Genomic DNA, 16580 nt, shown 5'->3' on the forward strand with positions numbered 1-16580 from the left:
AGTGCGAGCGGCCATCGCCACGTCGCAGCGATACCGAAAGGCCCAGAGCGACAAGGAGAACGACGTGAAGCGACGCAATTTCGGCCTGGCGGTCGTGGCCGCCGGTGCCAGCGTGCTGCCCGGCATCGCGCAGGCCCGCGAGGGCATCGACGGTGCCCTGGCCAGCTCCGGCCAAGGGGAGCTCGAATACCTGGAGGCCGCGTTTGAGCGGCACCGCGGCGGGTACCACGGCCGGTCACCCGACGCCGTCCTCACCGAGATGCGCCAAGACCTCGCCCTCCTCGGCCAAGCCCTGGCCCGCCCCCACCCCGTACGCGAGCGCGCCGACCTTGCCCGGACCGCTGCGGGCATCGCCGGGCTGGTGGCCATCGTCCAGCACGACCGCGGTGACCAGCCCGACGCACATGGCTGGTTCAGCACAGCCGCCAGGGCTGCCCGCGAATCCGGTGATCGCCGCATGACTGCCTGGGTCCTCGCCCGCCAGGCCATGGTCCCCCTCAACTACGGCGCCCCCGCGGCCGCCGCCAAGATCGCCGCCCAGGCCCGCCGGGAAGCCGGACGCGCGCCCACTGCCGCCGGCGCGCTCGCCGCCGCCGTCACTGCCCGTTCTCTGGCGGCCCTCGGCGACAGGCGCGGAGCCACCGCCGCGCTTGAGGATGTCAGGGCCCTGGCCGAACGCCTCGACGGCGACGCGACCGCGGACACCTGGTTCGGCTATCCCGAACAGAAGCACCTCGTCCATCTGTCCCAGGCGTACACCCTGCTCGGCAACACCACGGCTGCCTATCAAGCTCAGGACCAGGCCCTGGCCCTGACCGCCTCCCCCTCGGTGATGACTCGGGCGCTGCTGGGCATGGACACCGCCGCCTGCCTGCGCGCGGACGGAGACCCCAGCGCCGCGGCCGAGATGGCGGCCAGGATCTTCGGCCAGCTCCCCGGCCCCTACCGCGAAGGACTCATCCGCACCAGAGCCACCACCCTCCACCGCACGCTCACCGGCCGCCCCCAAGACCTTCTTGGCCAAGCCCTGGCCTGAACCCCGGCAATGGTCCTCACCAACCGGCGCCGACAACGGGACACGATGCTCCCGCTCTCCCAACCGGGCAGGACGGGACCACTACGGCTGTCACGGCGTCGGCACGAACCAGGCCTGGGTCTCGCCCTTCTCGACGAGCGCGATCAGTTCCCGCATCCGCTCGGTCATCGGCGGCAGGGCGTCCAGCGGGAACCAGCCGACCTCGTAGGACTCGTCATCACAGACCTGCGGCGACTGCCCCGCCTCTGCCGGGCGGCAGGCGAACAAGACCTCGAAGTACTGGGCCCTGTCCCCATTGCTGTGCCGCACTGGCGGGGAGTTCGTCACCGCCACCAGTCGCTCCACTACGACCCGCACCCCGGTCTCCTCCGCGACCTCCCGCACCGCCGCCGGGGCCGGGTCTTCACCGGGCTCAAGGATCCCGCTCAACAGCGTCCACCGCTGGTCCGCAGCAGATCGCCTTTGCAAGAGCACCCGCTGGCCCTCGTCGATGACAGCTGCGACGACTCCCGGCAGCCACAGCAGGTGATCGGGGCCGACCCGTTTCCGCAGATCTGATACAAAACCAGGAATCATGAATCCACCCTAGGGCGGGTAGCGGGCGTACGGCGGGCATTCGCGGTGCGCGCTGTGGTCGCCGCCGACGGTATGCGGCGCAGAACCTGCCTCGCCTCCTGGGGCCTTACGGCCCGAACACCACGATATCGAGGAGCACCATGCCGACCACCTACCCGACCAGCCTGCCAGCCGTCCCCCAGGACCGGTGGGATGCCGAGAAGCTCGGCGACCGGGGGATCGAGCGGCCTGCCGAGGGCATCGAGGGCCGGCCGGTCGCGGTCGCCGACTTCACCCTCCTCGCCGATTCCAACGAGCAGGCCGAGCTGCGTCTGCTCGCGTACATCGACAACGACTACGAGGATGACCTGCGCGGCGCGTCAGCGACAGCCACTGAGGAGACGGCTCCGGGTCGCTGGCTGGTGACCCTTCGCGTTCCGGGCGAGTACTGATCCAGCCCTGAAGACCGCCCTCGCCTTCGGGGTAGTCCACGGGCCGCCAAGTACGGCGGCGCGATGCCTGGCCTCTGGCGGGCCGGGCATCCGAGCCCGGCCCGCGTGGAACCGTGCTCCGGGTCCGGCCGGGAAGATCAGGCTGCGGTCTCGCGGAGCTCGGACAGGAAGGCACGCAGTCGCGGTGCGTCGGCGGAGTCGGGGGAGAGACCTCCGTGGCGGGCGGCGAACTGCCCGGCGAGGTGTTCGGAGTTCCAGCCGCGCTCCCCAGCTTCGCTGACGATCTCGAACCAGACGGCCTCGGGGTCGTCGTCGTCCACGATCTCGGCGTCGATGGGCTCCTCGTCGGTGGCGTTCGCCGCGTTCTCGACCTTCGCCTCAGGTGCCTTCCGGCCGGAGGCGTTGGCCTTCTCGGCGGCGCGCTTCTCCTTCCCGATGGCGATGAGTTCGGCCTTCAGGACGTCGGTCATGTCCCCGGCGGCCTCCGCTTCGCGGTAGACGGCCACAGCGGCATCGGCCGTGAGGGCCTTCCGCGCCTCGGCGGCGTAGTCCCGGCCGAGCGGCTCGATGGCCAGGTGCGCGGGCGGCAGCGGGCTCAGCTCGGAGCCGGGGATCGTTCCGGTGAGGGCCTGGCGCACGGTGCCCCTGACCTCGACGACCACGACGGGGAACCTCTTGGTCTTGCCCTCGGCGAGGCGCTGGCGCTGCTCGATGCGCATGCCGACGGGGATGACTCCCCGGCCGCCGGTGCCGGACACGACCATGTCCACGACGCCGGGCCACTCGTTGGCCGCGTAGAAGCCGTGCGTCTCGGCCCGCCACACCCCGATGCCGGGGAGGTCGGGGAGGATGACCTTGATGCGGCTGGTGGCCCGGCACACCTGCGTGGGCCCGAGGAGGTACCAGTTCTCTCCGTGCCGGTCGAGGCAGATGCACGGCTTCTTGGACAGCTTCTCGGTGATGCCGTCGCAGCGGCGCTCGCAGCCGCCGCCGCCCCACTTCTCGTTGTACTGCGAGAGAGGGTCCCCGGGCGGGAAGAGCGCTTCGATGCTCTGGGCTTCGGTGATCACCCTCCACTGGTCGGGGTTGTTCCCCTGCGGCGACCAGCGCTCGACCGTGCCGCCCCACAGGTCGGCGGCGGCCTGCACCCGGGTGCGGTCGTGGCTGGAGACGATCCAGGTCTGGGACTTCACGGGCCGGTTTCGGCCCTTGTCGGTGGGCACGCTCCATCCGGTGCGCAGCCGTCCGAGTTCGGCAGCCTGCCGCTGGAGGTTCAGGATTCGTCCGGCCATCAGGCAGCGCTCCTCAGGGTCGTGGGGTCAGGGTCGGCGGGCGGGGTGAGCGGGCGGAACTTCGTCTTCTCGGTGAGCTGGAGGTGCCTGGCGACGGTGAGGGCGGCGCGGAAGCCGGCGAAGGAGGCCCGGTTCGCGTTCATCGGCACGAGGTTGACGCGGCGGCGCCGAAGGTTGAGGATCGCGGCCCCGGCGACCCTGGGCATGGGGATGTCCGTACCGTCCGGTGCCCAGATGACGGGGGCGTACCGGTAGGCCGCAAGCTGCATGTCGTACTCGGGCCACACGTTCGTCGACGCCTGCGTCTCGGAGGTCTTGATGTCGATCAGCCAGAGCTGGCGGCGGCGTCTGGGGGTGGGGCCGGTGGGCAGGTGAAGCAGCATGTCCATGGTTCCCGCGTAGCCCAGGCGCCGATGGGCGACGGTCGCCTCGGCGGCTTCGAGGTCCCGGTCGGGATCCACCCCCCAGATGTCGAGGAACCTCAAGAACTGGTCGAAGTAGGGCCGGACGTCGGATTCCTCTTCGTCCGGGACGGGCTTGTGCAGGAGGTGGTCTTCGGCTCGCTTGTGGACGCGGGAACCCCGGTCGGCGGCCGTGTCGCGTACGAGGGCGGGCTGCTTCTTGAGCTCCTTGAGGATGCCTTCGGGGTCGGTGCGGGCCTGGGCGACGACGCGCGGCAGGTTCCCCATGACGTAATTCGCGACGACCTTGGAGGCCCAGGGAACGAGGATGGGCTTGGCGACGGAATGGTCCAAGACGTTCGTCACGGAGATGAGGTCGGGGCCGCCTTGCGGGTCCTCGTAGTACCGGCCCTGATCGGTGGCGATGGCCTGCCGGGGATCGGTCATGGAGCCGATCCCCGGCGCGGGGGAGTGGGGGCGGTCCCAGGCTGCGCGCCGGGGGCGGCCACGGTCCGTATGGTCACGTGGAGTCCTTGTCGAAGTGGTTCTGTGGCGGCCGGTCCAGGGCTTGCCCTCCCTTTCTCGACATTGACCAATCTACCCGATTAGGAGAGGCTTCGTCAAGCCCTCCCCGATATACTTCGAGGGTATTTCCGCTGGTGAAAGGGTCTCGCCGGTCCGCAGGCGCTGCCGTAATGCCGTCAGTCGAGGTGCACGGCCGCGGTGGTGGCGAGGGTGAGAGCGGCGGCGGCGGCCCGGGCGTCGGCGGCCAGGGGAGCGAGCGAGGACCGGATCTCCGAACACGCAGAATCCGGATCAGCCGCCGCCGCGGCCGCGCTCCAGGCGGCCCTCACGAGATCACGGGTCCGGTCGTGGGCCCGCACCTGCTCCTCGACGCCCTCGATGTCGGCCGCCGTCGCGAGTCCGCGGCCGAAGAACGCGTTCGTCTTCGACGCCGCCTCGAGCACGGTGACGGCATCGGGCCTGGCCGACGCGAGACGGTCCAGGTCCGGCAACCCCTCCTCGGTCCGCTGCTGCGCCGGGCAGCGGACCAACACGTCGGCGAGGATGGTGACCGCCAAGTCCAGGGTCCCGTGCGGGTACCGGCCCTGCAGGGCGGAAACGGTCCCGATGGCCTGCCTGTTGACCAGCCCGGATCGCGCGGCGTCAACGAAGGCCGCGCCGGCGCGCGTCACGAGCCGCCAGTAGGCGGGGGTTCCCTCCGGCGGGAGGGCGCTGTCCGCGCCGCGCCCGAACGGGGAGAAGCTCATCGCGATCCTTCCGAGGCCGGGACGACGGGCTGCCGGTGGGCGAGGAGGTGGCGCTTGCGCTGCTCGTCGACGTACGTCTTCGCGCCGGCCTGGCAGCTGAAGGTGCCGCAGCTGCATGTGGCCTCGTGGTAGGCCCGTCCGGGGCAGCCGGGGGTGAGGGGCTTCCCGCTGGTGGTGTAGCGGTGATCGGGTGGGCAGACGGTGTTCTGCGGGTCTGCGTGGTGTGCGCGCAGGGGGGCGGTGTGTTGGGTCATCAGGCGGGGTTCCTTCTGTATGGGTGCGGCGGGGCGGCGGAGGCCGCCCCGCGGGTTCATGCGGCCGCGGCGAGCAGCTGCGGACGGCTGGCGGCTATGGAGGTGGCGCCGTCGGTGACCTCGGCGAAGACCTCGTCGAAGGTGTCGCGGGCCTTGGCCGGGCTCAAGGCTGGTCCGACGGCAAGGAAGTGCTCGGCGGTCGGGTAGGTGGCTCCGGCCGTACGCAGGCTCGCTCGGGCGATGCCGTGCTTGTCGACAGCGACGGTGCTGTCGTGCTCGGCGGCCAGGTCCTCCAGGAGAGCGGTCATCGCCGTACGGGACCCGGTGTCCAGCGGCTGGATGCTGCGGTAGGCGTGTCCCTTGGCATGGGGGTCGCCGTCGCGGGCGTGGAAGACGCGGCGCACCTCGTAGACGCTCCAGTCGCGGAGCGCGAGGCGGTGGTGGTGGCGGGTGAGGATCTCGTGGAGTCCGGCGTCGCGCACCACGTCGTAGGCGGCGTGGCGGCCGAAGAGCTTGGCCTTCGGGTTCATCACCAGCGCGTTGTACTCGATCAGCAGGGACCGCAGAGCTGCCTCCGGCTCCGCACGCCAGCTCGCGACCAGACCCTCCCGGCCGGTGCGGCTGCCCTGGAACGGGCAGAAGTAGCAGCGAGAGCGTGCGAACTCCCTTCCGTAGACGGACCGGAGGTACTCGGAAGCGGTCGCCCTGGACCAGTTCCACCTGATGAGCGGGAAGTCGGGGACCCGGTGCCCCTTGTTGAGCCCGAGGTCCCGCTCCGCGCGGCCGGTCTCCTCGGCGCTGTACCCGATGCAGTGGACGAAGGGCGCGTGGCCGACGTTGTCGGCCAGCCAGGAGTCCAAGGGGAAATGCTTGATCCAGTCGCTGCACGACCTACGCGAGGCGCTGACCTGGGGGACGGTCCCGGCGTCGAGCATCCGGCCGCCGAGCGTCACCGGGACCTTCGTTATGAGGCGGGTCGGTGTCGGAGTGTCGGCCAGGACCAGGTACCCCTCGCCCGCGGTCTGTCCTGCTCGCGCGACTTGGACGGTCCGGACCCGGTGACGGGCGATGAGGGGGAACAGCATCTGCTCCATGGCGTCCTGGGTCCGCCGGTACTCCTCGCCCACGCTCGCGATCAGGATGGTCAGCTGGTCGAGGTCGAAGCCGCGGGTCTGCGGTTCGAGGAGCCAGCGGGTGATGACCGCGGAGCTGTCGACACCCATACCCAGGTTGGCGACGACCGGCAGGCCTGCGGGGACCGTGAAATGTGCCTGTTCGAGCACGGAGATTCCTCCCTGGACATCGTGGTCGTGGTGGCCGACCCAGGGTTTGCCCTCCCTGATCCGACGTATGCTAATTTACGTAGAGGGTGGAGTGGTGTCAACTCGGCCAGGCCACCCACACGGACAGCCCGGGGGTGGTTCGGCGGCGCGCCCGGGCACCGTCAGGAGGGCTCTTCGCCAGCCAGCTCCGCACAGAGGGCCCACCCGGCCTCGGTAAGCGTCTTGACGCCGCCCGGGCCGCGCCGGACGAGCTTTGAGGCGACGAGCCTGTCGATGGCGGCGCCGTGACCGTCGACCACGCCGCCGTCGTGGCTCATGAGGATCCTGATGCCTGAAGGGCTCAGCCCGTGACTCATGCGCAGAAACCTTTCGCCGTCGTGGTGTTCAGGGAGCCGGGCGGATCGTGCCGCCGAGACGGGTCCGGGCCCGGGACGGTACCGGCGTTCTGGAGACGGCGTCGGTGCTCGGCCAGGGGCAGCGGCCGGGAGACCCCGCCACGGCGCTCCCGCAGGATCGCGACGTCCTTGCCGAACTCGGCCCGGATCTCCTCCTCCTTGCGCTCCGCCTCGGCATACCTCAACGGTTCGTTCGCAAGGAGCTTCGCCCAGTGCCGGTGTCCTGCGCGGACGCAGAGGCCCGCGCAGTTGTTGTGCTCGGCCCAGGCGTACAGGCGGGGCGGTTCGATGCCGATGTCCCGGGACCACTGCAGCATCTCGCCCTTGGTCATGAACGGCTCGTCGCACATCGGGAACTCGACCCGCCACGGTGCCCAGCCGTTCCGGGTGCCGGGGATGCGGCGCTGTTCGGTGTGGTCGAAGCCGACGTAGAGGATCGCATCGTCGGGGTCGGCGTTCGCCTCGACCCAGCGCCGGCAGGGGTTCACCTTGAGCTGGATCGAGCAGGGCGCGAGGCGGGAGTTCCCTAGGAACCTCACGTCTCGGAACACCTGCCACGGGTCGCGGCCGTCAGCGACGACGACCGGTTCGATCCCGAAGTAGCGGGAGGTCTCGTCGACGTATCTCCAAAGGTCTGGGTCTTCGGCACGGCTGTCTGCGATCAAGAGCACGAGGTCATCGGCCCCGTGATGCTCGGCGACGCGCATGGCCGCGGCCCAGGACCCGATCCCGCCGGAGTACTGCACGATGTGCTTCGTCATACCGGGCTCGCGCCGACTCGTTCGGCGTTCGGGCCCCAGGGGGAAACGCTGCGCGGATAGGGGGACATGGGTGTATCTCTCCTGTTCAAAGCAGTCGGGGAAGCAGATGGCGTGCGCTAAAACGTCCGTTTTTGCTTTCTAGATAGTGGGGGCGGGCAGGCAGAGCGCGGCCGGTGCGGGGCGGAAGGCGGTATCGCGCTGGATGAGCCGCGGGACCCGGGGAGCGGTGCGGCCGCGGTGTGCCCGGCCGCCCTCGGGGAGGGTGAACGTCTCGAGCTCGCCGAGGATGAACTCCCCCCACTCGCCGTACGGTCCGCCCGCACGGAGCCATCCGAAAGCCCGGCCCGTGGCGGGGTCGAGTTCTGCGACGTACCAGTCGTAGTGCTCGTCAGGGACGGTGTAGTGGATGTGGATCGTCCGGGCCGGAGCGGGGACGTCGGTGGTGCTGCCAGGCGCCGGGATGCCGGCCAGCTCAGAGAACGCGGGGTAGAAGTCGTGCCCCCTGAGTTCGCGGTGCACGTCGGGGAGGACTCCCCAGGTTCCGGCGGGAAGAAGTACACGGCCTTCGACGATGCGGACGGTGTTGTCCATGGGTGACAGAGCTCTCTCCTGAATGGGGATTTGTGGTGGCGCCGCAGAGCTTGCCCTCCCTGCTTCGACGTTGACTACATTACCTGCTTGTCGGGCTGTCGCCAGCGCGTTGTGACCGGGATTCCGATCCTGCTTCGCACGCGACCGCCGTCGACTCCGTGATTCCCGGGGGCGAGGACCCTTGCCTGAAGGGACCGCGGCGCGCACCCCGCCGGCGTTGGGTAGGACCGGCCGGTCCGGGGCGCTGCGTACGGGGCGGCTCGATGCCGTCCCGTACGCAGTCGCAGCCTGCCGCAGCCCCATCCGGGAGAAAGGGCTGCGGCGTGTGGTTCACGCGACGGCGGCCAGGGCGAGGCGTCCGGTGAGGGCGGAGACGCATTTGTCGCCGCGCGCGATGTCGTCACGGGTCTGTTCCAGGGAGGGCAGCTCGGCCCACAGGTCGGCGCCGAGCTTGTACGCGCGGGTCCACAGGTCGAACTGGTCCTGGAAGGCGGCGAGGTCGCCGGTGGTGATGCTGAGGGGGCCGACCTGGACGCGGACCTGGCCTGCTCCGCTGAGGCTGACGGCTGCGGCGCGGGTGTCGACCTGCGGTCCGGGGACGGGGCCGTTGAAGGCGATGTGCGCGGCGGCCTCGCTGTCGGTTTGCGGGGGTGCGCTGTGCGGTACGACGGTGGGGCTGAACGTCTTCCTGGCCAGCCGCTCGGCCTCGTACCAGCCGGTGACGGCGGCGTAGAGGGCCTGGGGGTGCTTGATGCGGATCCGGGCGGTCGGGAGGGTGATGAGCAGGGAGCGGGCCATCTGCACGGCCTGGGCGGTGTGAGGGCCGACGAGGTAGACGGCGAAGTTGGCGCGGTGGCCGGCGGCCTGGGACGGGGTGATGCGGGCCATGTCGGCTCCTTCATGGGTGGTCGTGGCGGCCGCTCCGGGGTTTGCCCTCCCCGGAACGGCGGTTGTTGGTGTTGCTCGACTGGTGGTCCGGGGCCGGGGTGTGCCTCGCGGTCACACCCCGGCCCCGTTGGCCGTGGCGGGTCAGGCGGCCAGCGACATACCGACCTCGGCTGCGGCGTGGTCGCCGTTCTCGGGCTCCTCGGCCGGGTCTGCGTCCTCATCCGTCCGGTCATCCGGCGCGGCCTCGGGCTCCGTAGCCTCGGCCTCGATCGGCTCACCATCGAGTGCAGCAGCAGCCTCGATCACGTCGTCGGACGGAGCCGCGTCGTCCGGCCGAACGCCATCCTCTTCGTCTTCCTCCTGCTCGTCCTCGCCTTCCTCGTCCTCGTCCTGCTGCTCGGGGGCGTCTCGCTCCGCGCGCTGTTCCCGCAGCTCGGCGAGCATCTCCTCCTCCGGCTCGGTGAGGGTGTAGCCGTACGTGTTGAGCAGTTCCAGCCAGGCGATGGCGAAGTCGATGTTGAAGCGGTAGCGGTGGTCGCCGTACTGCATGTTCGTCTCCGCGAGGACGGCGAGCTGGGCGAACATGACGAGCGGGAGCTTGTGCTCGGGCGTGCGGTCCACCCGGCGCCGCATGGACTCCGCGAGCGGCACGTCCTTGGCAGGGTTGGCCCCCAGGAGACTGAACGCGTCGCCAAGCCGTGCCCGGTCCACGTTCTCGGTCAGCCCGAAGGCGAAGAGGTTGGTGACCACGGCCTTGTAGAGGCCCTTGGGCACCTTGTTCGCGCGGGCGAGTTCGGCCACGTAGTCCCGGCGCACCTGCCCGGCGATACTGCGGGCCTCCTTCCGTTCCGCCTTGGCCTGCTCGGCGGCGTCCCGGGCCGCCTGCTCCTCCTCGCTCAGGTGCGTGTAGTAGCCCAGAATCTCGTGCCCGTACTTCTTGGGTTCGCGGCACACGTAGCTGATGGCGCCCTCCTCGCTGAGGTAGGCGGCGTGGCCGGGGCACTGAGCGTGGGTTTCCGCCGTGTGGGTCTCTTCGCCGTTCCGGATGCTGTGAAGCCGCACCGACACCGCGCTGTAGCCGGGCTGGGGGATGACGTTCACCCCGGCGAGCAGGAGCTGGGCCCTCGCCTTCGCCTTACCCTCCCGGTTCCTCTTCCGGCGGCGCTCGCTCTCCAGCGCGTACTTGAGGTTCCCGCCGTCCGCGACGACTTTCAGGAGCCGGGTGTACACCTTGTCGTTGGTCTCGAACTCGGCAATCGCCATGGACTGTTCGAGGTCGAGCTGCCCGGCGTCCGCAGCGTCCCGTGCTGCCTTCGGCATCTTGTGGAGCCGCAGGGAGGCAGTGACCTTGGTCTTGTCCTGGGAGACCTGGCGGGCGATCTCGTCTACGTCGAGGCCTTCGAGCGCGAGCTGGTCGTAGGCGGCGGCGATGTCGCTGGGCCGCATGTCCGAGCGGTGGATGTTCTCGGTGAGCTGCTCGATGATCTTCGCGGCGTTGGTGCTGATGTCGTTGCGGACGATCGCGGGGATGCGGTCGAGCCCGGCTTCGACGGCGGCGGCGTGGCGGTGGAAACCGAAGACGAGGGAGTAGCCGAGAAGGTCATCGCTGACGACGGTGACGGGCTCCAGGACGCCGCGCTCCCGGATGGAGCCGACGAAGGCGGGGTCGAGATCGACGGGCCGGATGTTCCGCCCGGCCTGGATCGCGCGGGGGTCGAGCCAGATGAGCGCCATGTTCTCGGCGTCGGTGGTCGATGCGGTCGCTTCGGTGGAGGTGATCTCTTCGACGATGGCGGTCATGGCGGCCGTCTCCTTGGTTGGATGGTCTGTGGTGTCCGGCCCGAGGTTTGCCCTCCCCGTTCCGACATGTACTAATCTACGCGATGGAGGGGGTGTTGTCAACCCTTCCCTGATGCCTGATCAACATCGGTTTTCGCAGGTGAGCGGCGTGAATTCGAAGGTGGCAGCCTCTATGAGCATCTCGCGCACCAGCCCGTGACGGCCACCCGGTAAAGCGCCGGCTGCCACTGCGCGCCCCCGTAGGCCACTACAACGCCCGTCCAGGCCATGCCGGTGACTCCCGGACCTCGATCCCTTCGCGGGAAGTTCCCACGTCCAACCTCGTCGGGTTGGCCGGGCGCGGCGGGTGGTGGGCGATGGCCTGTGGCCGCGGACCATTTCCTCCTCCCTCCCTGCGAAATGAGATCTCGGGGGCCAGGTGGCGGAGTGCAGGGGAGGGAGGGAGTACCGGAGCCGGTAGAGCGACGCAGGAGCGGGCCGGCGAGGACACGCACCAGACGACCTTGCTCGTAGCCGCCGGGTCTCCAGAATCGAAGAGCAGGGAGGGTGGGGGAAACCGTACGGTCCGAAGCGCAGCGTAGGACCGTACGGGCAGCTTGCCCCGGCACCGCCGGGCCCTAACGCTCTGAGGTCGGCCCGCCATTGATCAGGGAGCGGCGGCTCCGGTGCAGTGGGCGCACTCCCAGATAGCGGACGGAGTCCGTGAAGGTGCCCGGCACCCGTTGGCCGTCAGCTCAGTGGTACGGGTCAGACGCCGTTGCGGTGTTCCGCGTAGCGGCGCGCGGCCTCGCGCAGTGCCGTCGACCAGAGGCCGGGGTTCTGATCGGCGATCGAGGCCCAGAGCCGGGCGTTGGCCTGCGCGAACGCGTCCAAGGCGGCCGGGGGTGCGGTCCGCCAGGCCGGCATTCGCGCCGCCCACTGCTCAGCCGCTGCCGGGGACTGCCGGCCGGTGGATACGAGCCAGATGCAGCACAAGGCCGAGTCAACCCACGGCGCCGCGGTGGACGCCCAGCCCCAGTCGACCAGTACAGCGTTGCCGTCCGTGATGATGACGTTCTCGGGGTTGAAGTCCGTATGGGCGAGATGCGTGCCCCCGAGCATGGACCGGATCTCCGGGTCCGGGAGGTAGGAGGCCCAGCGGCTGGACGCGTCCTTCAACTCGATCGGGGGAGCGGGGATCTGGGCGAGGGAGGTCAGCGTGTCGGCCAGCAGTGGAAGGTCGGGGGAGCCCGCCGAGTAGTCCGCGTGGTGGCCCCCGTCGAGGAAGCGGAAGGCGAGCAGGTCCCATCCGCCGCTCTGCATGTGCCAGAGCAGGGGCGGGGCGAGGTCCCGGGTGTAGGGGGCGACGGCCGCCTCCCGGCTCTGGGTCCAGACCCTCGGATGGGTGCTGCTCAGCCCCTTAAGGAAGATCGTTCCGCTGCCGGTATCGAGACGGACGGCGATCGAGGAGTTGTAGCCGCCCGAGACGGTCTGCACATGCTGGATCGGCCCGGTCCTCTCCTCGATCTCGTCCCGGACCGTCTGGGGAAGATCCGACCAGTGCAGGCGCGCAGTGACCATGCGAGCAGCATCGCAGATCCCGACGAGCCCGAGGCCAGTTACGCGGCAGCCTCCGGCGGGCCCATCCACGGGAAGCACAGTTGCCAGTGCTTGCTCTCGTCAGACGGTCTGGCCGAGCAGGTGCCGCGCGCCGCCGCCTGCTGGGGCACCGCTGATCAGAGGTCAGCGGTGCCGCTGCCTGCGGGGGTGGTGGCTCAGATGTTGCGCGAACGCGTCGGTTGTCGGTGGCGGCCGCAACGATGAAGGGATGGACGACAAGGTCGTCCGGGCGCCGACCGACGACGGGGTTGCCCGGACCTGTGAGGACACGTGCAACCTGCTGGCCTCCTGGGCGCCCCAGCTGCTCGGTGTGCATGTGCGCGACCGGGCGCACGCTCCTAGGGATGTGGCAGTGCTCGTGACGGTGGTCGCCGACGCCGCGGACTGCACCGTCCTGCCCGGCGACGGCGACGCCGCCCGCAGTGAGCTGCGCCAGGCGGCCGCCCGTGCCGCGGCAGGTGCCGACGAGTCGGTGGCTGTGGATGTGCGGGCCGAACTGGTCGCGGTGAGGGCGGCATGCCGACGCGCGGCTGTGGCCCTCGGGGTACCGATTCCGATCGCGCCTGCCAGCTGGACACGGGACCAGGTGACGGCCGCGGCGCAGGCTCCTTCGACGAGGCGCACCTCGGCCACGAGGTAGGGGGGAACTGGCGACCCCAAGAGGCAATTCGTCGACGCTGAGCGACGACTACCCCGCTGTATCACCTGGGGGTGGACAGTTCCCGGCTACCCGGACGCTGGATAGCCACCGTCGCTACCGTGTCGCCCATGAGCAACCAAAACGAGCAGACCCCGGCGACGGTGGAACAGATCGCCGCGGCCTTGACGGCCCTCGGCGCGTACGCGGGCGACAACACCCCCGCCGAGCACAAGGATGAGGCGGCCCGGCTCGGCGGCCCTGACGTCTACCGTGCCCTCCTCGCCAATAGCCTCCTCGGCGTCGTCCAGGGCCAAGCCATCCTCGCGGAGGGTGTCAGCCTGGACCATGAGCAGCAGCTCGCCGTGTGGGAGGAGCAGCTGCGCGTGGCCGGCGCCGGAGTCGACCACCCAGCGCAGCGGGCGGAGTTCCTGCGATGGGAAGCCTTGCGCATCGGCACCCCGCTCCGGCTGATGGCACAGCATCCGGAAACCGGGCCGGTCCCCGTCGCGGCCGCGCACGCCGCGACGGCCCTGCAGGCCCTCCTCGGCGTCATCGGCGCGAGCCAGGCCGCCGTCGCCACCGGGGAGGTGGAAACGCTTGCCGCCCAGGCCGGACAGCTCCGCGAAGCGCGCGAGGCGCTGGAGAACGCCATCGCCAACACGGACATCCTGCTCGACATGCTCGCCAGCGTCGGCATGTAGCTGGCCTCATGGCCTTTGGAGAAGATACCCGCGGCCACACGCCCCCGGAAGGGGTGAGGTGGCCTGCAATGGCTGATCGGGCGTTCATCTAAGCCGTGTCGGCCTGGAATTAGAGTGGGGGTGAAGTGTGCGCGAGTAGAACGGTCCAGTCGGCATGAACCCATCCCTTGTGAGTACGGTCGGGTACACCGCTGGTGTCGAGAGCAGGAGCGGTCGCCGGCCGGTTCGCTCGCGGGTCCGTCACGGCAGTCCCTCCTGCGCCGACTACGGGTGCACCCGCGAGGTGTGCAAGGCCGCGGCGAGACGGGACCGCGCCCGGCGCACCAGCGAACTGCGGGCCGGGCGCCCCGCCCGCATCCCCGCATCACAGGCCGCCGCGCACGCTCGCGGGCTGCGGGAGGTCGGTGGCCTATCGGCCGGGGACATCGCGGCGCTTTCCGGGATCTCGGTCACCCTCGTGCGGCGCATCCTTCGCGAGCCTGAGGGCGGGCCCGACATCCACCGCACCACCGCGGACGCCATCTTGGGCGTCGCCCTGGCCGTAGCGTCCACCCGCCACCGCCACCGTCACCGCCTTCCCGGACTGGTGGGGACGGACAAGGCCGCCGCGTGTCTGCAGACCCTGTCGGAACGAGGCTGGCCCACGAGCTTCCTGGCCCAGCACCTGGCAACCAGTACGCAGACCATCGCCGCAGTCCGCGGCCGCAAGCGCCGACACCTCACACTCGTGCTCGACCAGCGCATCCGCACCCTCTACTCGCGGCTCGTGGGAAGCGACCCAGCCGAGTACGGCATAGCCCCGCACCGCAGCCACCGAGCCATCACCGCGGCCCGCCACCGGGCAGAGTAACGCTGACCTAGCTTGCCAGCCGGGGTTGTGGGCTTCGGAGTTGTGGTGAGCCTGACAGATCACCGGTCAGTGGGGAGGATCGGAGCTATGAGTACCTCGCAGAGCACCGACCATTCGCCCATCTACAACCGGCTGGTCCTGGAAAGGGGCGACGTCTTGGCCGAGACCCGGGCCGTTGCGGAGCAGGTACTGCGCCAGTCCCAGCAGGCTCTCGACTGGAGCGCCGTACGGTCCGTCTGGCAGGCAGGCGAAAGAGCGGGCACCTTCTCTCCCTTCGGCTGATGGCGCCCGAGCGGCGTTCCCCGCCGCTCACCTCAGTCAGGCGGGGACTCGAGCCGCGTCTCGCCGGCAACCAGCGCCACAGCACCCCCTACGGGCCGAACTCGGTGTGGGGGACTCGGCCAGGCTGAGGGCGGACACTCCGGCTCGGGTCCCAGGGCCGGCACACGGTCCTGGGATCATGGGCGTCCGGGCTGCTTCTCCACCGGGTGGATCCGGCATCCGGCCTGAGCAGCGCCTTCCTGGCCCGGTGCGAGCGGTCCGGCTACCAGCAGCCGCCTGGCCTGGCCGGACAACTCAGACCACCCGGCGCAGCCCCCGTCGCAGCCATCCCCCGACGGGTGGGAGCACCAGCAGCGCGCCCTGGCCCAGGCCGTGGCCCGGAGGGCCGGGGAGCTGAGCCCGCAGGACTTCCTCGACGCCCGAGAACGAGAGCGCCGCACATGCCGGCACCTCCCCGCCGCTGGCCTGTGCGGCCTGCCCGAAGCCGTCGTGTGCGTGGCGGACTTCGAACCAGCCATCCAGCGACACGAGCACGCCGTGGACGTCCTGGCCGCAGGCAAGGAGATCACCTTCACGGCGAAGGCCTACCCCGCACTGACCCTGCTGCTCAGCGGCCACCCTGGCCGCATCGCTGATGCCGCCGCGACATCCTGACCGCGGCGCTGGACCTTGGAGTGGACGGACTCGACACCGCTGCCCCGTACCACGGGCACCTTTCCCATCAGACGCTCGCCAGGACCGCCTGCGACTTGCTGCCGAAGTTCGTGATCTCCACGAAGTTCGGCTACTTCCGGGCCTTGGATACTCCCTCGACCCAGCCCGTCTGCGCAGGGGAGTGGAGCTGGCCGTGCGGGACCTCGGAAGGGAGCCGGACCTGGTGTTCCTGCACAACCCCGAACAGGGCCTGACCGGCGTCCCGGCGGGCATCCTCGCTGATCGCCTTGCGGGCGGCGTCCTTGAAGCGGCGGTGCATCAGGGGCTGTGTCGGACCGGGAGGGACCTCGCCGACGGGGGTTGCGGCGAGGTCCCTCCCGCACGGTACTCCTGCGGCCGGCGCCGGTCGCAGCATCTGCGAATTGCAGAAGTCTGCAATTTCATACATGCTGTGATTGCTGTGTCCGCAGGTAGCCGCGGGCACAGCGCCAGGCGTTTGCCCCGCTCGGGGTGGTGAGAAGGGTGCGAGACCGTGCCGGTTCCGCTGTATCAGGCGAAGGCCGAGTTCTTCCGGATGCTCGGGCACCCGGTGCGGATAAGGGTTCTGGAGCTGCTGCAGGACGGGCCGATGCCGGTACGGGACCTGCTGGCCGCGATCGAGGTCGAGCCCTCCGCCCTGTCCCAGCAGCTCGCGGTCCTGCGCCGCTCGGGGATCGTGACCTCGACCCGTAACGGCGCGACCGTTGTCTACGAACTGGCGGGCGGGGACGTCGCGCAGCTGATGCTGGCCGCGCGGCGGATCCTGACCGAGGTCCTGACCGGGCAGAGCGAGCTGCTGGAGGAACTGCGCGAGTCCGAGGTCCCGGCGTCGTGAG

21 protein-coding genes are annotated in these 16580 nt (G+C 70.2%); 7 read left to right on the forward strand and 14 right to left on the reverse strand.

The genetic code is table 11. The annotated features are described in order from the left end of the window. Window positions 1-64: 64 nt before the first annotated feature. Entirely contained in the window at window positions 65-1036 is a 972-nt protein-coding gene (locus tag ACFRU2_RS31790) for a transcriptional regulator (protein ID WP_382978687.1), read from the forward strand. Window positions 1037-1126: 90 nt separating this feature from the next. Here ACFRU2_RS31790 and ACFRU2_RS31795 read toward each other — a convergent pair whose 3' ends face one another. Then, entirely contained in the window at window positions 1127-1612 is a 486-nt protein-coding gene (locus ACFRU2_RS31795; RefSeq protein WP_382978688.1) for an NUDIX domain-containing protein, read from the reverse strand. A gap of 140 nt (window positions 1613-1752) precedes the next feature. Here ACFRU2_RS31795 and ACFRU2_RS31800 point away from each other — a divergent pair, with 140 nt between their 5' ends. Then, window positions 1753-2043 carry a hypothetical protein gene (locus tag ACFRU2_RS31800; RefSeq protein WP_382978693.1) on the forward strand — a complete coding sequence of 97 codons (291 nt, stop codon included), beginning with the start codon at window positions 1753-1755 and terminating at the stop codon, window positions 2041-2043. A gap of 137 nt (window positions 2044-2180) precedes the next feature. Here ACFRU2_RS31800 and ACFRU2_RS31805 read toward each other — a convergent pair whose 3' ends face one another. The 11 genes from ACFRU2_RS31805 to ACFRU2_RS31855 form a co-directional block, all read right to left on the reverse strand. Continuing rightward, window positions 2181-3335: a hypothetical protein gene (locus ACFRU2_RS31805; RefSeq protein ID WP_382978696.1), complete on the reverse strand. Its 1155-nt coding sequence runs from the start codon at window positions 3333-3335 to the stop codon at window positions 2181-2183. After that, window positions 3335-4183, reverse strand: a complete 849-nt coding sequence (locus ACFRU2_RS31810; RefSeq protein WP_382978697.1) for a hypothetical protein — start codon at window positions 4181-4183, stop codon at window positions 3335-3337. Before ACFRU2_RS31810 ends, ACFRU2_RS31805 begins: the two co-directional genes overlap by 1 nt. Before the next feature lie 254 nt (window positions 4184-4437). Then, a complete protein-coding gene (locus ACFRU2_RS31815; protein ID WP_382978700.1) occupies window positions 4438-5007 on the reverse strand; it encodes a hypothetical protein in 570 nt (189 codons plus the stop codon). Then, on the reverse strand, window positions 5004-5261 hold the full coding sequence (locus ACFRU2_RS31820; RefSeq protein WP_382978702.1) for a hypothetical protein: 258 nt from the start codon (window positions 5259-5261) through the stop codon (window positions 5004-5006). The genes ACFRU2_RS31815 and ACFRU2_RS31820 overlap by 4 nt, the downstream gene beginning before the upstream one ends. A gap of 56 nt (window positions 5262-5317) precedes the next feature. After that, a complete protein-coding gene (locus ACFRU2_RS31825; RefSeq protein WP_382978704.1) occupies window positions 5318-6544 on the reverse strand; it encodes a hypothetical protein in 1227 nt (408 codons plus the stop codon). 161 nt (window positions 6545-6705) lie between these two features. Next, window positions 6706-6900: a hypothetical protein gene (locus ACFRU2_RS31830; protein ID WP_382978707.1), complete on the reverse strand. Its 195-nt coding sequence runs from the start codon at window positions 6898-6900 to the stop codon at window positions 6706-6708. Further along, window positions 6897-7700, reverse strand: a complete 804-nt coding sequence (locus ACFRU2_RS31835) for a hypothetical protein (RefSeq protein WP_382978710.1) — start codon at window positions 7698-7700, stop codon at window positions 6897-6899. The genes ACFRU2_RS31830 and ACFRU2_RS31835 overlap by 4 nt, the downstream gene beginning before the upstream one ends. Window positions 7701-7838: 138 nt before the next feature. After that, window positions 7839-8291: a hypothetical protein gene (locus ACFRU2_RS31840; RefSeq protein WP_382978712.1), complete on the reverse strand. Its 453-nt coding sequence runs from the start codon at window positions 8289-8291 to the stop codon at window positions 7839-7841. A gap of 330 nt (window positions 8292-8621) precedes the next feature. Beyond that, the gene (locus ACFRU2_RS31845) at window positions 8622-9179 is read right to left on the reverse strand and encodes a hypothetical protein (protein WP_382978714.1); all 558 of its coding nucleotides are present in this window, start codon (window positions 9177-9179) and stop codon (window positions 8622-8624) included. 141 nt (window positions 9180-9320) lie between these two features. Next, window positions 9321-10979 (reverse strand): ParB/RepB/Spo0J family partition protein, encoded by a 1659-nt coding sequence (locus ACFRU2_RS31850; RefSeq protein ID WP_382978716.1) that lies wholly within the window; start codon window positions 10977-10979, stop codon window positions 9321-9323. Window positions 10980-11726: 747 nt separating this feature from the next. Next, a complete protein-coding gene (locus ACFRU2_RS31855; RefSeq protein ID WP_382978719.1) occupies window positions 11727-12539 on the reverse strand; it encodes a phosphotransferase in 813 nt (270 codons plus the stop codon). A 247-nt stretch (window positions 12540-12786) separates the two neighbouring features. Between ACFRU2_RS31855 and ACFRU2_RS31860 the strand changes: the two genes are divergently transcribed. The 4 genes from ACFRU2_RS31860 (at window position 12787) to ACFRU2_RS31875 (ending at window position 15051) form a co-directional block, all read left to right on the forward strand. Continuing rightward, a complete protein-coding gene (locus tag ACFRU2_RS31860; RefSeq protein ID WP_382978727.1) occupies window positions 12787-13218 on the forward strand; it encodes a hypothetical protein in 432 nt (143 codons plus the stop codon). Between the two features lie 128 nt (window positions 13219-13346). Then, window positions 13347-13919, forward strand: a complete 573-nt coding sequence (locus ACFRU2_RS31865) for a DUF6245 family protein (RefSeq protein WP_382978730.1) — start codon at window positions 13347-13349, stop codon at window positions 13917-13919. A gap of 154 nt (window positions 13920-14073) precedes the next feature. After that, complete coding sequence (locus tag ACFRU2_RS31870; protein ID WP_382978732.1) at window positions 14074-14769, forward strand: hypothetical protein; 696 nt, start codon at window positions 14074-14076, stop codon at window positions 14767-14769. 87 nt (window positions 14770-14856) lie between these two features. Beyond that, window positions 14857-15051 (forward strand): hypothetical protein, encoded by a 195-nt coding sequence (locus ACFRU2_RS31875; RefSeq protein WP_382978734.1) that lies wholly within the window; start codon window positions 14857-14859, stop codon window positions 15049-15051. A 294-nt stretch (window positions 15052-15345) separates the two neighbouring features. Here the strand turns inward: ACFRU2_RS31875 and ACFRU2_RS31880 are convergent, their stop codons facing one another. Both ACFRU2_RS31880 and ACFRU2_RS31885 read right to left on the reverse strand, forming a co-directional pair. Continuing rightward, a complete protein-coding gene (locus tag ACFRU2_RS31880; RefSeq protein WP_382978736.1) occupies window positions 15346-15585 on the reverse strand; it encodes a hypothetical protein in 240 nt (79 codons plus the stop codon). 250 nt (window positions 15586-15835) lie between these two features. Next, window positions 15836-16024, reverse strand: coding sequence for a hypothetical protein (locus ACFRU2_RS31885; RefSeq protein WP_382978738.1), 189 nt, complete (start codon window positions 16022-16024; stop codon window positions 15836-15838). Window positions 16025-16237: 213 nt separating this feature from the next. On the opposite strand from ACFRU2_RS31885, the gene ACFRU2_RS31890 reads away from it, so the two are divergent. Then, the gene (locus ACFRU2_RS31890) at window positions 16238-16579 is read left to right on the forward strand and encodes an ArsR/SmtB family transcription factor (RefSeq protein WP_382978741.1); all 342 of its coding nucleotides are present in this window, start codon (window positions 16238-16240) and stop codon (window positions 16577-16579) included. Window position 16580 lies beyond the last annotated feature (1 nt).

It is taken from the genome of Streptomyces sp. NPDC056883, from assembly GCF_042788835.1.
Taxonomy (GTDB): domain Bacteria; phylum Actinomycetota; class Actinomycetes; order Streptomycetales; family Streptomycetaceae; genus Streptomyces; species Streptomyces stoeckheimensis.